Here is a 14,941-nt window from a genome sequence, read left to right as displayed (position 1 = left end):
ATTGAACGAAGGGAAAGACATGCTCCATTGGGACGACAACACCGCAAGCACTAGCGGACCTTCAACCGGCCGCATGGCGGACGCTTCTCTCTCCGCTTCGCCGTCGCTGCAGACGGCAGTCCCCGTCACCCCCGCATCCTCCGCGCCGGCAACGCCGGGCGCGGGCGCGCACACCGACGAGTCCTACAGCCAGCGTGCGGCCTCCGAGGCGCGCGTGCGTGCCGAGGACAAGCGCATCATCAACTGCCGCGCCGACGTCAACCAGCTCGTGCCCTTCAAGTACAAGTGGGCATGGGACAAGTACCTGTCCTCCTGCGCCAACCACTGGATGCCGCAGGAAGTGAACATGTCGCGGGACATCGCGCTGTGGAAGGATCCGCACGCGCTGAGCGAGGACGAGCGCCGCATCGTCAGCCGCAACCTGGGCTTCTTCGTCACCGCCGACTCGCTGGCGGCGAACAACATCGTGCTGGGCACGTACCGCCACATCACGAACCCCGAATGCCGCCAGTTCCTGCTGCGCCAGGCCTTCGAGGAAGCCATCCACACCCACGCCTACCAGTACATCGTCGAGTCCCTCGGGCTCGACGAGGGCGAGATCTTCAACGCCTACCACGAGGTCAAGTCGATCCGCGACAAGGACGAATTCCTGATCCCGTTCATCGACACGCTGACCAACCCGTCCTTCCGCACCTCGGCCTTTGGCGGCACCGAGCGCAACGACCAGGAGCTGCTGCGCTCGATCATCGTGTTCGCCTGCCTGATGGAAGGCCTGTTCTTCTACGTGGGCTTCACCCAGATCCTCGCCATGGGCCGGCAGAACAAGATGACCGGTGCCGCCGAGCAGTACCAGTACATCCTGCGTGACGAGTCGATGCACTGCAATTTCGGCATCGACCTGGTGAACCAGATCAAGCTCGAGAATCCGCACCTGTGGACTCGCGAGTTCAAGGAGGAAATCACCGCGCTGTTCCAGCGCGCGGTGCAGCTCGAGTACGCCTACGCCGAGGACACGATGCCTCGCGGAGTGCTGGGGCTGAATGCCTCCATGTTCAAGGGGTACCTGCGTTTCATCGCCAACCGGCGGGCCCAGCAGATCGGTCTCGATCCCATGTTCCCGAACGAGGAGAACCCCTTCCCGTGGATGAGTGAAATGATCGACCTCAAGAAGGAACGGAATTTCTTCGAGACGCGGGTCATCGAATACCAATCGGGCGGAGCCCTGTCCTGGGAATGATGCGCCTGGCGCCCATCCCAGCCTGCGCTGCCACCGTGGTCGTGTGGTTGCCGGCCCTCCTTTGTTTTTCAGGATCACCTCGTTGAAGTTTCGCCGCTCGTCCCGCCTCGCAGTACCCGCCCAGCATGGCCGCGCCACCACGCGCCCGCCTGCCGGCCGAGGTACCGCCGGCGCGACGCAGCCGCGAGCCGCCGCGCGCGCACAGGGCCTGCCGGCCCGCGTGCACGGCGGCCACCCCACATGCACGGTGCCGGCCGCATGGCCCGCCGTGGATGGCCTCGGACGCGCCAGCGCTGGTGCGGACGGGGTTTTGCCCATCGGCGCATCTGCAAATGTCCCGTATCGGAGACCGCCGGGAGGCGGGGCCATGAGGAGCTTTGGATATGACCGGTGAGGTTGGACCTCTAAAACACGTGAACTAGGAGAATCAACATGGCAACTGCAACCAAGAAACCGGCCGCCAAGAAGGCCGCCGCGAAGAAGGCTCCGGCGAAGAAGGTCGTCGCCAAGAAGGCCGCGCCGGCGAAGAAGGCCGTGGCGAAGAAGGCCGCGCCGGCCAAGAAGGCCGTGGCGAAGAAGGCTCCGGCGAAGAAGGTCGTCGCCAAGAAGGCCGCGCCGGCCAAGAAGGCCGTCGCCAAGAAGGCCCCGGCGAAGAAGGTCGTCGCCAAGAAGGCCGCGCCGGCCAAGAAGGCCGTCGCCAAGAAGGCCCCGGCGAAGAAGGTCGTCGCCAAGAAGGCCGCGCCGGCCAAGAAGGCCGCCGCCAAGAAGGCCCCGGCGAAGAAGGTCGTCGCCAAGAAGGCCGCGGCGAAGAAGGCTCCCGCGAAGAAGGCCGCGGCCAAGAAGCCCGCCCCCGCGAAAAAGCCTGCCCCCGCGGCCAAGGAAGCCGCGCCCGCCGCGAAGACCGCGCTGAGCCCGGCGGCCGCGTGGCCCTTCCCGACCGGCGATCGTCCCTGAGACCCGCTGATCGTGCGTGACCGAGCCTGGGCCGAAAGGCCCAGGCTTTTTTGTGCATGACGGGCACGTCCCTTCCATCCTGGCTGCTGGCCCACCGCGACGGCTGCGTGGTGCTGGTCAGCGCGCAACCCGGTGCCAGGCGCAGCGAACTGGTCGGCCTGCACGACGGCACGCTGCGCGTGCGCGTGGCGGCGCCGGCGCTCGAAGGCCGCGCCAACGAGGCGCTGCGCGAGTGGCTGGCCGCCCAGCTGCACTGCGCGGTCAGCCGCGTGCGCGTGCTGCGCGGCGACAAGTCGCGGCGCAAGCAACTGCTGGTGGAACTCGAGCCGGCCCAGGTCCTCGCACGCATCGGGCCCTTGCTGGCCCAGGCACAATGAGCCACCGTCCATCTACCGACCGCACACCATGAGCATCAAATCCGACCGCTGGATCCGGCGCATGGCGCAGGAGCAGAGCATGATCGAGCCCTTCGAACCGGGGCAGGTCCGGCATGCGCCCGACGGGCACCGCATCGTCAGCTACGGCACCAGCAGCTACGGCTACGACATTCGCTGCGCCAATGAATTCAAGGTATTCACGAACGTGCACAGCACCGTGGTCGACCCGAAGAACTTCGACCCGCGCAGTTTCGTGGACATCCAGGCGGACGTGTGCATCATCCCGCCCAACAGTTTCGCCCTGGCGCGCACCATGGAATATTTCCGCATTCCGCGCAACGTACTCACCATCTGCCTGGGCAAGAGTACCTACGCGCGCTGCGGAATCATTGTCAACGTCACGCCCTTCGAGCCCGAATGGGAGGGTTACGTCACCCTGGAGTTCAGCAACACCACCCCGCTGCCGGCCAAGATCTACGCCGGCGAGGGCTGCGCGCAGGTGCTGTTCTTCGAGAGCGACGAGGTCTGCGAGACCAGCTACCGCGACCGCGGCGGCAAGTACCAGGGCCAGCGCGGGGTCACGCTGCCCAGGACCTGATCCGCCGTGTACCCCGCGCCGGGCTCAGGCGAGTTCGGCGCGCAGGCGCGCCACCTGCTCGCGCACCTGGCGCGGCGCGGTGCCGCCGGGCAGGTCGCGCGAGGCGACCGAACCTTCCAGGCGCAGCACCTCGGCCACGTCGGGCTGAACCGCCGGGTGCAGGCGTTGCAACTCGGCCAGCGTGAGCTCGCCGAGGTCGCGCCCGCTGGCCGCGCATTCGCGCACCGCCAGCGCGACTGCCTCGTGCGCGTCGCGGAAGGGCAGCCCCTTCTTCACCAGGTAGTCGGCCAGGTCGGTCGCCGTGGCGTGGCCCTTGAGCGCGCTGCGCCGCATGGCCTGCGCGTCCACCTCCAGCCCGGCCATCATGTCGGCGAACAGGCTCAGCGTATCCAGCAAGGTGTCGGCGGTGTCGAACAAGGGCTCCTTGTCCTCCTGGTTGTCCTTGTTGTAGGCCAGGGGCTGCCCCTTCATCAGCACCAGCAGCGCGCTGAGGTGCCCGATCACGCGGCCCGACTTGCCGCGGGCCAGTTCCGGCACATCCGGATTCTTTTTCTGCGGCATGATGCTCGAGCCCGTGCAATAGCGGTCGGGCAGGCGGATGAAGCCGAAGGCCTGGCTCATCCACAGCACGAGTTCCTCGCTCAGGCGCGACACATGCACCATGATCAGGCTGGCGGCGGCGCAGAACTCGATGGCGAAGTCGCGGTCGCTGACGGCGTCCAGGGAGTTGCGGCTGATCGCCTCGAAGCCCAGTTCGCGCGCCACCATCTCGCGGTCCAGCGGATAGCTGGTGCCGGCCAGCGCGGCCGCGCCCAGCGGCAGGCGGTTGATGCGCCGGCGCGCGTCGGCCAGGCGCTCGGCGTCGCGGCCGAACATCTCCACATAGGCCAGCAGGTGGTGGCCGAAGCTCACCGGCTGCGCCACCTGCAGGTGGGTGAAGCCGGGCATGATGGTGTCGGCGTGGCGCTCGGCCAGTTCGACCAGCGCCAGGCGCAGCGCGCGCAGCGCCACCTGGATGCGGTCCACCGCATCGCGCAGCCACAGCCGGATGTCGGTGGCCACCTGGTCGTTGCGGCTGCGCCCGGTGTGCAGGCGCTTGCCGGCATCGCCGGCGAGTTGGGTCAGGCGCGCCTCGACGTTCAGGTGCACGTCCTCCAGTTCGAGCTTCCATTCGAAGCGTCCCTGCTCGATTTCCTCGCGCACCTGCGCCATGCCGCGTTCGATGTCGGCCAGATCCTGCGAGCCGATAATGCCGCGCGACGCCAGCATGCGCGCGTGCGCCAGCGAGGCCTGGATGTCGAAGGGCGCCAGACGCTTGTCAAAACCGACCGAGGCCGTGTAGCGTTGCACCAGGGCATCGACCGGCTCGGAAAATAGCGCCGACCAGGCCTGGCTCTTGCGGTCGAGGGAGGAACTCATGGGATCACGGGAATCGGACAATCGGAAGGGCACGGCCGGCGCGACACGCTGCGCCGCCAGGGCATGGACCAAGCTGGCATTGTATTGACCCCTTCCCGCGGCGACGCGCGCGCCGCGGCGGACCTGTGCAGCGCGGGCGCGGCCTTGCGCGCCCTCGCGCTGGCCAACCTGGCCGCGCTGGCCCTGGGATTCGGCGCCGGGGCCACCGCTGCCGCCTGGGAGACGGCCCTGTTGCACGATCTGGCGGTGGCGCAACCGGCGGTGGCGCTGTGGCTGCTGCTGCTGTGCGGGGGCGCCGGCCTGTGGCGCGGCGCGCGGCGCCAGGCGGCCGTGGCCGTGGCCTGGGGGGCCGCCGCGCCGTGGCTGGTGGAGGCCGCGCTGGCCTGGGCCCAGTCCGACGCCCTGCCCGACTGGCGCGGCGCCGCGCTGGGCGCGCTGCTCGCCGCGCTGCTGCTGCAGCATCAGCGCCTGCGCGTGCAGGCGCTCGACCCGGCGCAGGTGCGCGCGCGCCTGGACGAACTGCAGGCCCGCATCCGCCCGCATTTCCTGTACAACGCGCTCAATGCCGCCGCCGCCCTGGTGCACGAACAGCCCGAACGCGCCGAACAGGTGCTGGACGACCTTGCCGCCCTGTTCCGCGCCAGCGTCGGACGCGGCGGCCAGCTCAGCAGCGTGCGTGAGGAAATCGAGCTGGCCCGGCGCTACCTGGACATCGAGGACGTTCGCTTCGGCCCGCGCATGCGCCTGGCCTGGGAAGTGGACGAGGCCTGCCTGGACCTGCGCATGCCGACGCTGACCCTGCAGCCGCTGCTGGAAAACGCGGTACGCCACGGCGTGGAGTCGAGTTCGCGCCCCTGCGGCATCGACGTGGGCATACGCCGCCGGGGCGCGCACCTGGAAATCGACGTGCGCAACGACTACACGCCGCGCGGCGCCGACACGCGCCACAGCGGCACCGGGGTCGCGCTGGCCAACATCGGCCAGCGCCTGCGCCTGCTCTACGACCTGGAGGCGGAGATCCGCCATGGGCCGCTGCGCGGCGCCGAGCCCGGCAGCGAGCGCTGGCGCGTGCGCCTGCGGCTGCCGCTGCGGCCGGCATAGACCATGAACATCCTGCTGGTCGACGACGAAGCCCTCGCCCGCGCGCGCCTGCGCCGCCTGCTGGGCCGCCTGGAGCAACCGGCGCCCGGGCGCATCGACGAGGCGGCCGACGCCGCCGGCGCGCGCGCGCTGCTGGCCAGCCGCGGCTACGACGTGGTGCTGCTGGACATCCAGATGCCGGGCGACAGCGGGCTGCGCCTGGCGGCCGAACTCGAGCTGCGGGCGGCGGCACCCGCGGTGGTGTTCGTCACCGCGCACGACCAGCACGCGCTGAGCGCCTTCGAGCACGGCGCCTACGACTACCTGACCAAGCCGGTGGCGCTGGAGCGCCTGCGCCAGGCGCTGGCGCGGGTGTCGCAGAGGCGCGCGGCACGCGCGCCCGATGGCGCGCCGGACGACGCCTTGTCCATCGTCGAACGGGGCGCGCTGCTGCGCGTGCCCCTGGCGGAGATCCTGTACTTCCGCGCGCAGGACAAATACACGCTGGTGCGCACCGCGTCGCGCAGCTACCTGGCCGAGCCGGCGCTGGGCGAACTCGAACAGCGTTACGGCGCGCGCTACGTGCGCGCGCACCGCGCGGTGCTGGTGGCCGTGCAGGCCATCGCCAGCCTGGAGCGCGCCGGGCCGGCGCCGGGCGGAGCTCGCCCCGATCCGGCCGAAGGCGCCGAGGGTCCGGAAGGCGCCGAATGGCAGTTGCGCCTGCGCGGGGTGCCCGAGCGCCTGCCGGTCAGCCGGCGCCAGCTCGCGCTGCTGCGCGCGCTGCTGCGCCAGGACTGAGCCCTCCGGGCATCGCCGGGCCGCCCCGGCGGGGCCGTGCGCCGGGGACGATCAGAGGCCCAGCAGCAGCGCCAGCGCGCCGAAGGCCAGGCAGTACACGCCGAAGGGGCGCAGCGCGCGGATCTCGTGGCCGCGGAACCAGCGCATCAGGAACCAGGTGGACAGCCAGGCACAGGCGCCCGACAGCAGGCCGGCGATCAGCACCGTGCCGAGCATGCCCGGGGGCATCTGCGCGTGCAGCAGCTTGGGCACCTCCAGCACGCCGGCGGCGGCGATGATCGGCGTGGCCAGCAGGAAGGACATGCGTGCGGCGGCCTCGTATTCCAGGCCGGCGCCGAGACCGGCCACCAGGGTCGCCCCGGAACGCGAGAAGCCGGGAATCAGCGCCAGCGCCTGCGCCGCGCCGATGAACAGTGCGCGCCCGAAGCTCAGGCGGCCCAGGCTGCCGCTGGCGTTGCGGTTCTTCAGGCGGTCGCCGGCGATGAGCAGCACGCCGTTGAGCATCAGCGCCACCGCGGCGAAGGCGAAGCCCCCGAACAGGTCGCGGATGCGGTGCGCCAGCAGCAGGCCGAGGATGCCGGCCGGAATGGTGCCCACGACCAGCAGCCACAGGGTGCGCGCCTGCTCGTTGCCGGTGCCGCCGCGCGCGCGCAGCCAGCCGCCGATGAGGGCGGTCCAGTCGCGGTGGAAATACAGCAGCAGCGCCAGCGCCGTGCCCAGGTGCAGCACGACCACGAAGGGCAGGAACCAGTCGGCCTCGCGGTCGATGGGCCAATGGGCCAGCGCCGGCACCAGGATGCTGTGGCCCAGGCTGGAAATGGGGAACAGCTCGGTCACGCCCTGCAGCGCCGCCATGGCCAGCAGGTAGAGATGGGAATTCATGCGGACTCCGTCGGGGGGATCGCGCGCGCCGGAACCGCCCGGGGCACGCGCAAGGCGCATTCTTGCAGCTTTGGCGCGCCGGCCGGAAAGCCGGGCCGCCTGCGCGGCGTCAAAATGCGATGCGATGGGGCGCGGCCGGCAGCCGGGCCGCGGGGCGGCTCCCTATAATCCCAGGGATTCGGTTCCCCGCGGCGCGCCGCAGGGCTGCCCCTTCGTCCAACCATAACCGAGTCAAGCCCGCGATGAAACAGCTGATCTTTGCCGTCACGCTCCTGCTTGCTGCCGGTGCCCAAGCCCAGACCATCCAGGGCAACGCGACCACCGGCAAGCAGGACGTGTTCATGTGTGAGGGTTGCCACAACTCCACCGGCTACCGTGTCGCCTTCCCCGAGGTCTACGAGGTGCCGATGCTCAACGGCCAGAGCGCCGGCTACATCGCGCAGGCCCTGCAGGAATACCGCAGCGGGCAGCGTCGCAACCAGACCATGCGCGCCATCGCCAGTTCGCTGACCGACCAGGAAATCGCCGACATCGCGGCCTACTACTCCCAGCCCAAGGCTGGCGGCACCCATTGAGGAAACCCCGATGAACCACATGTTCGCTCGACTGTCCCTGCTGGGCGTGGCCGCCGCGCTGGCCGCGCTGGGCACCGCGCACGCCGCCGACCTGAAGAAGGGCGAGGACCTGGTGAACCAGGGCGGCTGCATCGCCTGCCACGGCGCGGGCCTGGACAAGCCGGTGTCGCCGACCTACCCGATCATCGCCGGCCAGCCCGAGTCCTACCTGTTCCACGCGATGCAGCAGTACCAGGCGAAGCACCAGACCCCGCTGTACGGCCGGGACAACCCGATCATGGCCGGCATGGTGGCCCGCTTCGACACGCAGCAACTGCACGACATCGCGGCCTACGTGTCCAGCCTGAAGAGCCCGCTGTACGAGCCGGACAAGGCGCGCGACCCGCGCCCCTGAGGCGCCCGCGAAGCGCCGCGTCCGCGCCGCGCGCGCGCAACCGCCCTCCGGGGCGGTTTTTTTTGCCCGGCGCCGCGTGGATAATGGCCCGTACGCCAACCTCCACGAAACCGAGCAGGAGCCCCCACGATGCCCTCCATCCGCGTCGACATGTTCGAAGGACGCAGCCCCGAGCTGAAAAAGCAGTTGGTCGAGGCGATCACCCAGGCAGTGGTCGACACCCTGCAGTGTTCCCCCGAGGCGGTGGACATCATCCTCAACGAGGTCTCGCGCGGCCATTGGGCCACCGGAGGCAAGCTATGGAGCGAACGCTGAACCCGCGCATCGCCGGCCCCGCGCTGGCGGCTGCCCTGCTGCTCGCGCCGGGCGCGCTGCCGGCGGCCCGCGCGGCCGGCGCGGCCCAGCAACCGCTGGCGCTGGGCGTGCAGCGCCTGAGCCTGGATGCCGCGCTGAAGGCGGCGCAGGCGGCGCTGGCCAAGTGCCGCGCCGAGGGCCTGCAGGTGGGCGTCACCGTGGTCGACCGCGACGGCTTGCCGCAGGTCATGCTGCGCGACGTGCTGGCGCCCGAGCTGACCCTGCGCGTGAGCCGGCGCAAGGCCTACACCGCGGCCTCCTTCAACAGTGCCACCTCCAGCCTGCAGGCGCGCGGCGCGGGCGGCCTGGCCCATGTGCCGGGCCTGTTGTTCGAGGCCGGCGCGGTGCCCATCAGCGCGGCGGGCACCCTGTACGGGGCTATCGGCGTCAGCGGGGCCCCCAGCGGCGTCACCGACGAGGGCTGCGCACGCGCCGGAGCCGAATCCTTGCAGGACGACCTGGAAATGCGCCAGCCCTGAATCCCGCACGAATCGGGCCATCACGCGGCAAAATGGGGCATTCTTGCGATCCTGCGACATAATTTGAGGATTCGATCCGCTGGCGGAGTGGCCGGATTTACAAGCCGGGCGCCAGCCAGCATCATGTGAGGGTCGCCCCTCCCGCGCCATGTCCACCGTACTTCAAGCCTCGCCTCCCAACAGCCGGTCCCCCTTGCAACTATCGGGGCTGGCCAACGCCCTGGTGCAATCCGGGCATCTGGCGCGCGCCGGGGCCGAGCAGATCCAGAAGCGCGCGGTGGAGAGCCGCAGCAGCTTCATCGCCGAGCTGATCGGCAGCGGCGGCATGGGGGCCTCGGAACTGGCGCACTGGATCAGCCGCACCTTCGCGCTGCCGCTGCTCGACCTCGACGCCTTCGACCCGGCGCGCGTGCCCAGCGGGCTGATCGACACCCAGATCATCAAGGCCTACAAGGTCATGCCGCTGATCAAGCGCGGCAACAAGCTGGTGGTGGCGACCGCCGACCCGGCCGACCACGAGGCCGAGGACAAGATCAAGTTCCAGTCGCAGTCGGCCGTGGACCTGGTGGTCGTGGAGTTCGACAAGCTGCAGCGCTGGATCGACCAGAACACCCAGAGCGCCAGTTCGCAGATCGCCGCGCTGGCCGGCGACGACTTCGACCTGGCCGACCTGGACGACGGCACGGAGTCGGCGGCCGAGAAGGACAACGCGGCCGACGTCGACGACGCTCCGGTCGTGCGCTTCCTGCAGAAGATGCTGGTGGACGCGGTGAACATGCGCGCGTCCGACCTGCATTTCGAGCCCTTCGAGAGCTTCTACCGGATCCGCTTCCGCGTCGACGGCGAGCTGCGCGAGATCGCGCAGCCCCCGGTGGCCATCAAGGAGAAGCTGGCCTCGCGCATCAAGGTGATCTCGCGCCTGGACATCGCCGAGCGCCGCGTGCCCCAGGACGGGCGCATGAAGCTGCGCTTCGGCCCGGACCGCGCGATCGACTTCCGGGTCAGCACGCTGCCGACCCTGCACGGCGAGAAGATCGTGATCCGTATCCTGGACTCCTCGATGGCCAAGATGGGCATCGAAAGCCTGGGCTACGAGCCGGACGAGAAGGAGCGGGTGATGCACGCCATCCGCCGTCCCTACGGCATGGTGCTGGTCACCGGCCCCACCGGCAGCGGCAAGACCGTCTCGCTGTATTCGTACCTGAACCTGCTGAACCAGCCCGGCGTGAACATCTCCACCGCCGAGGACCCGGCGGAAATCAACCTGCCGGGCATCAACCAGGTCAACGTGAACGAGAAGGCGGGGTTGAACTTCGCCACCGCGCTGCGCGCCTTCCTGCGCCAGGATCCGGACATCATCATGGTGGGCGAGATCCGCGACCTGGAAACGGCCGACATCGCGATCAAGGCCGCGCAGACCGGCCACATGGTGTTCTCCACGCTGCACACCAACGACGCGCCGACCACGCTGACCCGCCTGATGAACATGGGCGTGCCGGCCTTCAACATCGCCTCCAGCGTGATCCTGATCACCGCGCAGCGCCTGGCACGCAAGCTGTGCCAGCAGTGCCGCACGCCGGCGGACGTGCCGGCCGCGGCGCTGATCGAGGCCGGCTTCGCCGAGTCCGAACTGGACGGCAGCTGGAAGCCCTACAAGCCGGGCAAGTGCAGCGCCTGCGGCGGCAGCGGCTACAAGGGGCGCCTGGGCATCTACCAGGCCATGCCGATCAGCGAGGAGATCCAGCGCATCATCCTGAACCATGGAACCGCGCTGGACATCGCCGCGCAGTCCAGGGTCGAGGGGGTGCGCACGCTGCGCGAATCCGGGCTGGTGAAGGTGCGCCTGGGCCTGACCTCCCTGGAGGAGGTGCTCGCGGTGACCAATGAATAACGGGACGCGGGCGACGCGCCGCTGGGGGGAACGATGAGCACGACAGCTGCGGTGCGTAGCGCCAAGGAATTCCTCTACGTCTGGGAGGGCAAGGACCGCCAGGGGCGCATCCAGCGCGGCGAGATGCGTGCCGGCAGCGAGAACATCGTCAACGCCTCGCTGCGCCGCCAGGGCATCCTGGTGACCAAGCTCAAGAAGCGCAAGGTCGGCGGCGGGCGTTCGATCAAGTCCAAGGACCTGACCACCTTCACGCGCCAGATGGCCACCATGCTGCGCGCCGGCGTGCCGCTGCTGCAGTCCTTCGACATCGTCGCGCGCAGCCATCCCAACCCCTCGATGGCGCGCCTGGTCACCGACATCCGAAACGACGTGGAGACCGGCACCAGCCTGTCGGCGGCCTTCCGCAAGTACCCCAAGTACTTCGACCACCTGTACTGCAACCTCGTCGAGGCCGGCGAGGAGGCGGGCATGCTGGAGCTGATCCTCGACCGCCTGGCGACTTACCAGGAGAAGACCCAGGCGATCAAGTCGAAGATCAAGTCGGCGCTGACCTACCCGATCGCAGTGATGATCGTGGCGATGATCGTGGTCACCATCATCATGCTGTTCGTGGTGCCCACCTTCCAGGACGTGTTCGCCCAGTTCGGCGCCCAGCTCCCGGGGCCGACGCTGATCGTCATCGCGATGTCGAACTTCTTCGTGCACTACTGGTACGTGATGGCCGGCGTCCTGGTGCTGGGGGGCTATTTCGGCTTCCAGAGCTGGAAACGCTCGGAACGCGTGCAGGAACTGGTGGACCGCGGCCTGCTGCGCCTGCCGGTGTTCGGGCAACTGGTGCTCAAGGGGGCGCTGGCTCGCTGGACGCGCACGCTGTCGACCATGTTCGGCGCCGGCGTGCCGCTGGTGGAAGCCCTGGACTCGGTGGCGGGCGCCTCCGGCAACATCGTGTTCCAGCGGGCCACCGAGAAGATCCAGCAGGAAGTCTCCACCGGCACCAGCCTGACCTTGTCGATGCAGAACTCCCGCGTGTTTCCGCCGCTGGTGCTGCAGATGGCCTCGATCGGCGAGGAATCCGGCTCGCTGGACTCGATGCTCGGCAAGGTCGCCGACATCTACGAGTCCGAGGTGGACGAACTGGTCAAGGCGCTGTCCAGCCTGCTCGAGCCGATCATCATCGTCGTGCTGGGCGTCCTCATCGGCGGCCTGGTGATCGCCATGTACCTGCCGATCTTCAACCTCGGCAAGGTGGTGGGGTGAGCGTGGGCTTCGCGGTCTTCGTCGCCGCGTTGCTCGGGCTGCTGGTCGGCTCCTTCCTGAACGTCCTGATCCTGCGCCTGCCGGTGATGCTCGAGCGCGGCTGGCGCGACGAGGCACGTGCCACGCTGGAGCTGCCGCCCGAGGAAGCCGAGGCCTTCGATCTGGTGCGCCCGGGCTCGCGCTGCGGCGCCTGCGGCCACGCCATCGCCTGGTGGGAGAACATCCCCGTGCTCAGCTGGCTGCTGCTGCGCGGGCGCTGCTCGGCCTGCGGCACGCGCATCTCGCCGCGCTACCCGCTGGTGGAGATCGCAGGCGCCGTGCTGGCCGCGGCGCTGGTGGCGCTTCACGGCGTGTCGGCCTGGACCGCCGGCGGCGTGGTGCTGGCCTGGGGGCTGCTGGCGCTGGCGCTGATCGACTTCGACACCACGCTGCTGCCCGACGGCATCACGCTGCCGCTGCTGTGGCTGGGCCTGCTGTTGCACGCCTGGCTGGACCCGGGCTTCCTGCCGCAGGCGGTGACGGGCGCGGCCATCGGCTATGCCAGCCTTTGGTGCGTGTACCAGGGCTTCCGGCTGCTCACCGGCAAGGAAGGCATGGGCTTCGGGGACTTCAAGTTGTTCGCCATGCTCGGCGCCTGGTTCGGCGCCATGGCCCTGCTTCCCATCATCCTGCTGTCGGCCATCTGCGGCGCGGTGATCGGCCTGGCCCTGCAGGCCACCGGCGCCCTGCAGCGCGGCCGCCCGATGCCCTTCGGCCCCTTCCTGGCCGCCGCCGGGCTGCTGGCCCTGTTCCTGGGCCCGCAGCGCCTGGTCGGCTGGGTGCTGGGCGGTGTCTGAGCCCGGCGCGCGGCCGGCGCCCGCGCGGCGAGCCCGCCTGGGGCTGACCGGGGGCATCGGTTCGGGCAAGTCCGCGGTGGCCGACATGCTGCGGGAATGGGGCGCGGCGGTGATCGACGCCGACGCCATCGCCCACGCGCTGACCGCGCCCGCAGGCGAGGCGATCGAGGCCATCCGCGAAGCCTTCGGCGAGGCCGCGATCGGAGCCGACGGGGCGCTCGACCGCTCGCGCATGCGCGAGCTGGCCTTCGCCGACCCCACCCAACGCGCGCGCCTGGAATCCATCCTGCATCCGCTGATCGGCGCGCGCCTGCGCGAGCTGGCCGACAAGCTGCCGGGCCCCTACCTCGTGTTCGTGGTGCCGCTGCTGGTGGAATCGCTGGGGCGCTGGCGCGAGCGCGTGGACCGCATCGTCGTGGTGGATTGCGCGCCCGAACTGCAGGTGCAGCGCGTCATGCGGCGATCCGGGCTGTCGGCGCTGCAGGTGCGGCGCATCCTGCAGGCGCAGGCGACGCGCGAACACCGCCTGGCCGCTGCCGACGAGGTCATCGACAACTCGGGCGACCTCGACTCGCTGCGCCGGCAGGCGCTGGATTTGCACCACCGCATGCTGGCCGGCCGGCCCCGCATTTGAATTCCCGCGGCACATGCGTGACAATGACCCGCGGCAGGCCTGCCCGCGCCGCGCAACCGCCTGGCCACCCTTGCCGATGAGGCGCCCGCAGGGCGACGCATCGGTGCCGTTACCCACTATCCTCACAGCTGCTTTCGCCGCACCCTGCCCGGCCGCCCGCCGGGCCCCAACTCGTCCTGGCCCGTGATCCTGTACGAATATCCGCTGACCGAGCGTGTTCGCACCCTGCTCAGGCTCGAATACCTGCTGCGTCGAAATGCCTTCCTGATGCAAAGGGGCCACCCCTTCGACCATCACCACGCGCTGCTGTCCATGTTCGAGATCATGGACGTCACCTCGCGCCAGGACCTCAAGAGCGACATCCTCAAGGACCTCGAGCGCCAGCGCCAGCAATACCTGAGCTACCGCGGCAATCCGTCGGTGTCGGAGATCACGCTGGAAGAGGTGCTGGCGGAGATCGACTCCTCCTTCCAGCGCCTGGGCCAGCAATTGGGCAAGCCGGGCCAGAGCCTGCTGGACAACGAATGGCTGATGTCCATCCGCAGCCGCGCGGGCATTCCCGGCGGCACCTGCGAATTCGATCTTCCCGCCTACTACGCCTGGCAGCACCTGCCGGAAGAACAGCGGCGCGAGGACCTGATGCGCTGGATGGAGGTGTTCAACCCCATGGCCACGGCCGTGGAGGTGCTGCTGCGCATGCTGCGTGATGGGGGCATGCCCCACAAGAGCGTGGCCCAGAGCGGCAGCTACCAGCAGAACCTGGGCGGACGCAGCTACCAGCTGATGCGCCTGCGCGTGGACGGAACCCTGGGCGTGATCCCGGAGATCACCGGCCACCGCCTGATGGTCTCGGTGCGCTTCATGCGTCCCGACTCCGACTGGAAGCTCAAGCCGGTGGACAGCGACGTGCAATTCGAGCTGGCCCTATGTCCGTGAATCCGCAGCGCCCCGGCCCGGCCGCGCGTATCGTGCCCTGCCCCGGCTGCGGCACGCCCACGCCCTACTCTGTCGACAACCCCTGGCGCCCCTTCTGCTCCGAGCGCTGCCGCAACGGCGACCTCGGCGCCTGGTCCAGCGAGAGCTACCGGGTGGCCGCCAAGCCCACCGAGGCAGACGACGACATGCCCGATGCGCCGGCCGCGCGCCTGGGCGCGCCCAGGCATTGAGCGCAGCCGG

General features: G+C 69.7%; 18 protein-coding genes. 16 read left to right on the top strand and 2 right to left on the bottom strand.

Translation table 11 applies throughout. The features are described from left to right. The first annotated feature begins 19 nt into the window (after positions 1-19). From D466_RS0110815 to dcd, 4 genes are all read left to right on the top strand, one after another. Positions 20-1,237, top strand: coding sequence for a ribonucleotide-diphosphate reductase subunit beta (locus tag D466_RS0110815; protein WP_026285152.1), 1,218 nt, complete (start codon positions 20-22; stop codon positions 1,235-1,237). 432 nt (positions 1,238-1,669) lie between these two features. Next, positions 1,670-2,191, top strand: a complete 522-nt coding sequence (locus D466_RS23325) for a histone H1-like DNA-binding protein (protein WP_038165986.1) — start codon at positions 1,670-1,672, stop codon at positions 2,189-2,191. 56 nt (positions 2,192-2,247) lie between these two features. Then, the gene (locus D466_RS0110805; RefSeq protein ID WP_018913735.1) at positions 2,248-2,568 is read left to right on the top strand and encodes a DUF167 domain-containing protein; all 321 of its coding nucleotides are present in this window, start codon (positions 2,248-2,250) and stop codon (positions 2,566-2,568) included. A 28-nt stretch (positions 2,569-2,596) separates the two neighbouring features. Further along, positions 2,597-3,166, top strand: coding sequence for a dCTP deaminase (gene dcd, locus D466_RS0110800; RefSeq protein WP_018913734.1), 570 nt, complete (start codon positions 2,597-2,599; stop codon positions 3,164-3,166). 24 nt (positions 3,167-3,190) lie between these two features. Here the strand turns inward: dcd and argH are convergent, their stop codons facing one another. After that, positions 3,191-4,585 (bottom strand): argininosuccinate lyase, encoded by a 1,395-nt coding sequence (gene argH / locus D466_RS0110795; protein ID WP_018913733.1) that lies wholly within the window; start codon positions 4,583-4,585, stop codon positions 3,191-3,193. A gap of 84 nt (positions 4,586-4,669) precedes the next feature. Here argH and D466_RS21440 point away from each other — a divergent pair, with 84 nt between their 5' ends. Both D466_RS21440 and D466_RS0110785 read left to right on the top strand, forming a co-directional pair. After that, positions 4,670-5,686 carry a sensor histidine kinase gene (locus D466_RS21440; protein ID WP_018913732.1) on the top strand — a complete coding sequence of 339 codons (1,017 nt, stop codon included), beginning with the start codon at positions 4,670-4,672 and terminating at the stop codon, positions 5,684-5,686. Between the two features lie 3 nt (positions 5,687-5,689). Next, positions 5,690-6,463 (top strand): LytTR family DNA-binding domain-containing protein, encoded by a 774-nt coding sequence (locus tag D466_RS0110785; RefSeq protein ID WP_018913731.1) that lies wholly within the window; start codon positions 5,690-5,692, stop codon positions 6,461-6,463. A 51-nt stretch (positions 6,464-6,514) separates the two neighbouring features. On the opposite strand, the gene D466_RS0110780 is transcribed toward D466_RS0110785, so the two are convergent. Further along, entirely contained in the window at positions 6,515-7,345 is an 831-nt protein-coding gene (locus D466_RS0110780; RefSeq protein ID WP_018913730.1) for an undecaprenyl-diphosphate phosphatase, read from the bottom strand. A gap of 242 nt (positions 7,346-7,587) precedes the next feature. On the opposite strand from D466_RS0110780, the gene D466_RS0110775 reads away from it, so the two are divergent. From D466_RS0110775 to D466_RS0110730, 10 genes are all read left to right on the top strand, one after another. Next, positions 7,588-7,920: a c-type cytochrome gene (locus D466_RS0110775; protein ID WP_018913729.1), complete on the top strand. Its 333-nt coding sequence runs from the start codon at positions 7,588-7,590 to the stop codon at positions 7,918-7,920. 10 nt (positions 7,921-7,930) lie between these two features. Continuing rightward, the gene (locus tag D466_RS0110770; RefSeq protein WP_018913728.1) at positions 7,931-8,314 is read left to right on the top strand and encodes a c-type cytochrome; all 384 of its coding nucleotides are present in this window, start codon (positions 7,931-7,933) and stop codon (positions 8,312-8,314) included. A gap of 129 nt (positions 8,315-8,443) precedes the next feature. Further along, positions 8,444-8,629, top strand: coding sequence for a 4-oxalocrotonate tautomerase (locus tag D466_RS0110765; protein ID WP_018913727.1), 186 nt, complete (start codon positions 8,444-8,446; stop codon positions 8,627-8,629). Beyond that, positions 8,614-9,147, top strand: a complete 534-nt coding sequence (locus D466_RS0110760; RefSeq protein ID WP_018913726.1) for a heme-binding protein — start codon at positions 8,614-8,616, stop codon at positions 9,145-9,147. Before D466_RS0110765 ends, D466_RS0110760 begins: the two co-directional genes overlap by 16 nt. A 148-nt stretch (positions 9,148-9,295) precedes the next feature. Further along, positions 9,296-11,038: a type IV-A pilus assembly ATPase PilB gene (gene pilB, locus D466_RS0110755; protein WP_026285148.1), complete on the top strand. Its 1,743-nt coding sequence runs from the start codon at positions 9,296-9,298 to the stop codon at positions 11,036-11,038. A gap of 33 nt (positions 11,039-11,071) precedes the next feature. Beyond that, on the top strand, positions 11,072-12,295 hold the full coding sequence (locus D466_RS0110750; RefSeq protein ID WP_026285147.1) for a type II secretion system F family protein: 1,224 nt from the start codon (positions 11,072-11,074) through the stop codon (positions 12,293-12,295). Beyond that, positions 12,292-13,131, top strand: coding sequence for an A24 family peptidase (locus D466_RS0110745; protein ID WP_018913723.1), 840 nt, complete (start codon positions 12,292-12,294; stop codon positions 13,129-13,131). The genes D466_RS0110750 and D466_RS0110745 overlap by 4 nt, the downstream gene beginning before the upstream one ends. Further along, a complete protein-coding gene (coaE, locus tag D466_RS0110740; RefSeq protein WP_051083736.1) occupies positions 13,124-13,765 on the top strand; it encodes a dephospho-CoA kinase in 642 nt (213 codons plus the stop codon). Before D466_RS0110745 ends, coaE begins: the two co-directional genes overlap by 8 nt. Before the next feature lie 183 nt (positions 13,766-13,948). Continuing rightward, the gene (gene zapD / locus D466_RS0110735; RefSeq protein ID WP_018913721.1) at positions 13,949-14,701 is read left to right on the top strand and encodes a cell division protein ZapD; all 753 of its coding nucleotides are present in this window, start codon (positions 13,949-13,951) and stop codon (positions 14,699-14,701) included. Further along, positions 14,692-14,931 (top strand): DNA gyrase inhibitor YacG, encoded by a 240-nt coding sequence (locus D466_RS0110730; protein ID WP_018913720.1) that lies wholly within the window; start codon positions 14,692-14,694, stop codon positions 14,929-14,931. The genes zapD and D466_RS0110730 overlap by 10 nt, the downstream gene beginning before the upstream one ends. Positions 14,932-14,941: the final 10 nt, after the last annotated feature.

It is taken from the genome of Thiomonas sp. FB-6 (assembly GCF_000377645.1).
In the GTDB taxonomy this organism is placed as follows: domain Bacteria; phylum Pseudomonadota; class Gammaproteobacteria; order Burkholderiales; family Burkholderiaceae_C; genus Thiomonas_A.
This window is presented reverse-complemented; position numbering and strand designations above follow the sequence as displayed.

Bases quoted from the DNA above. Each gene is read 5' to 3' on its own strand.
- D466_RS0110815 (WP_026285152.1), top strand. From the start codon at position 20: ATGCTCCATTGGGACGACAACACCGCAAGCACTAGCGGACCTTCAACC.
- D466_RS23325 (WP_038165986.1), top strand. From the start codon at position 1,670: ATGGCAACTGCAACCAAGAAACCGGCCGCCAAGAAGGCCGCCGCGAAG.
- D466_RS0110805 (WP_018913735.1), top strand. From the start codon at position 2,248: ATGACGGGCACGTCCCTTCCATCCTGGCTGCTGGCCCACCGCGACGGC.
- dcd (WP_018913734.1), top strand. From the start codon at position 2,597: ATGAGCATCAAATCCGACCGCTGGATCCGGCGCATGGCGCAGGAGCAG.
- argH (WP_018913733.1), bottom strand. From the start codon at position 4,585: ATGAGTTCCTCCCTCGACCGCAAGAGCCAGGCCTGGTCGGCGCTATTT.
- D466_RS0110785 (WP_018913731.1), top strand. From the start codon at position 5,690: ATGAACATCCTGCTGGTCGACGACGAAGCCCTCGCCCGCGCGCGCCTG.
- D466_RS0110780 (WP_018913730.1), bottom strand. From the start codon at position 7,345: ATGAATTCCCATCTCTACCTGCTGGCCATGGCGGCGCTGCAGGGCGTG.
- D466_RS0110775 (WP_018913729.1), top strand. From the start codon at position 7,588: ATGAAACAGCTGATCTTTGCCGTCACGCTCCTGCTTGCTGCCGGTGCC.
- D466_RS0110770 (WP_018913728.1), top strand. From the start codon at position 7,931: ATGAACCACATGTTCGCTCGACTGTCCCTGCTGGGCGTGGCCGCCGCG.
- D466_RS0110765 (WP_018913727.1), top strand. From the start codon at position 8,444: ATGCCCTCCATCCGCGTCGACATGTTCGAAGGACGCAGCCCCGAGCTG.
- D466_RS0110760 (WP_018913726.1), top strand. From the start codon at position 8,614: ATGGAGCGAACGCTGAACCCGCGCATCGCCGGCCCCGCGCTGGCGGCT.
- pilB (WP_026285148.1), top strand. From the start codon at position 9,296: ATGTCCACCGTACTTCAAGCCTCGCCTCCCAACAGCCGGTCCCCCTTG.
- D466_RS0110750 (WP_026285147.1), top strand. From the start codon at position 11,072: ATGAGCACGACAGCTGCGGTGCGTAGCGCCAAGGAATTCCTCTACGTC.
- D466_RS0110730 (WP_018913720.1), top strand. From the start codon at position 14,692: ATGTCCGTGAATCCGCAGCGCCCCGGCCCGGCCGCGCGTATCGTGCCC.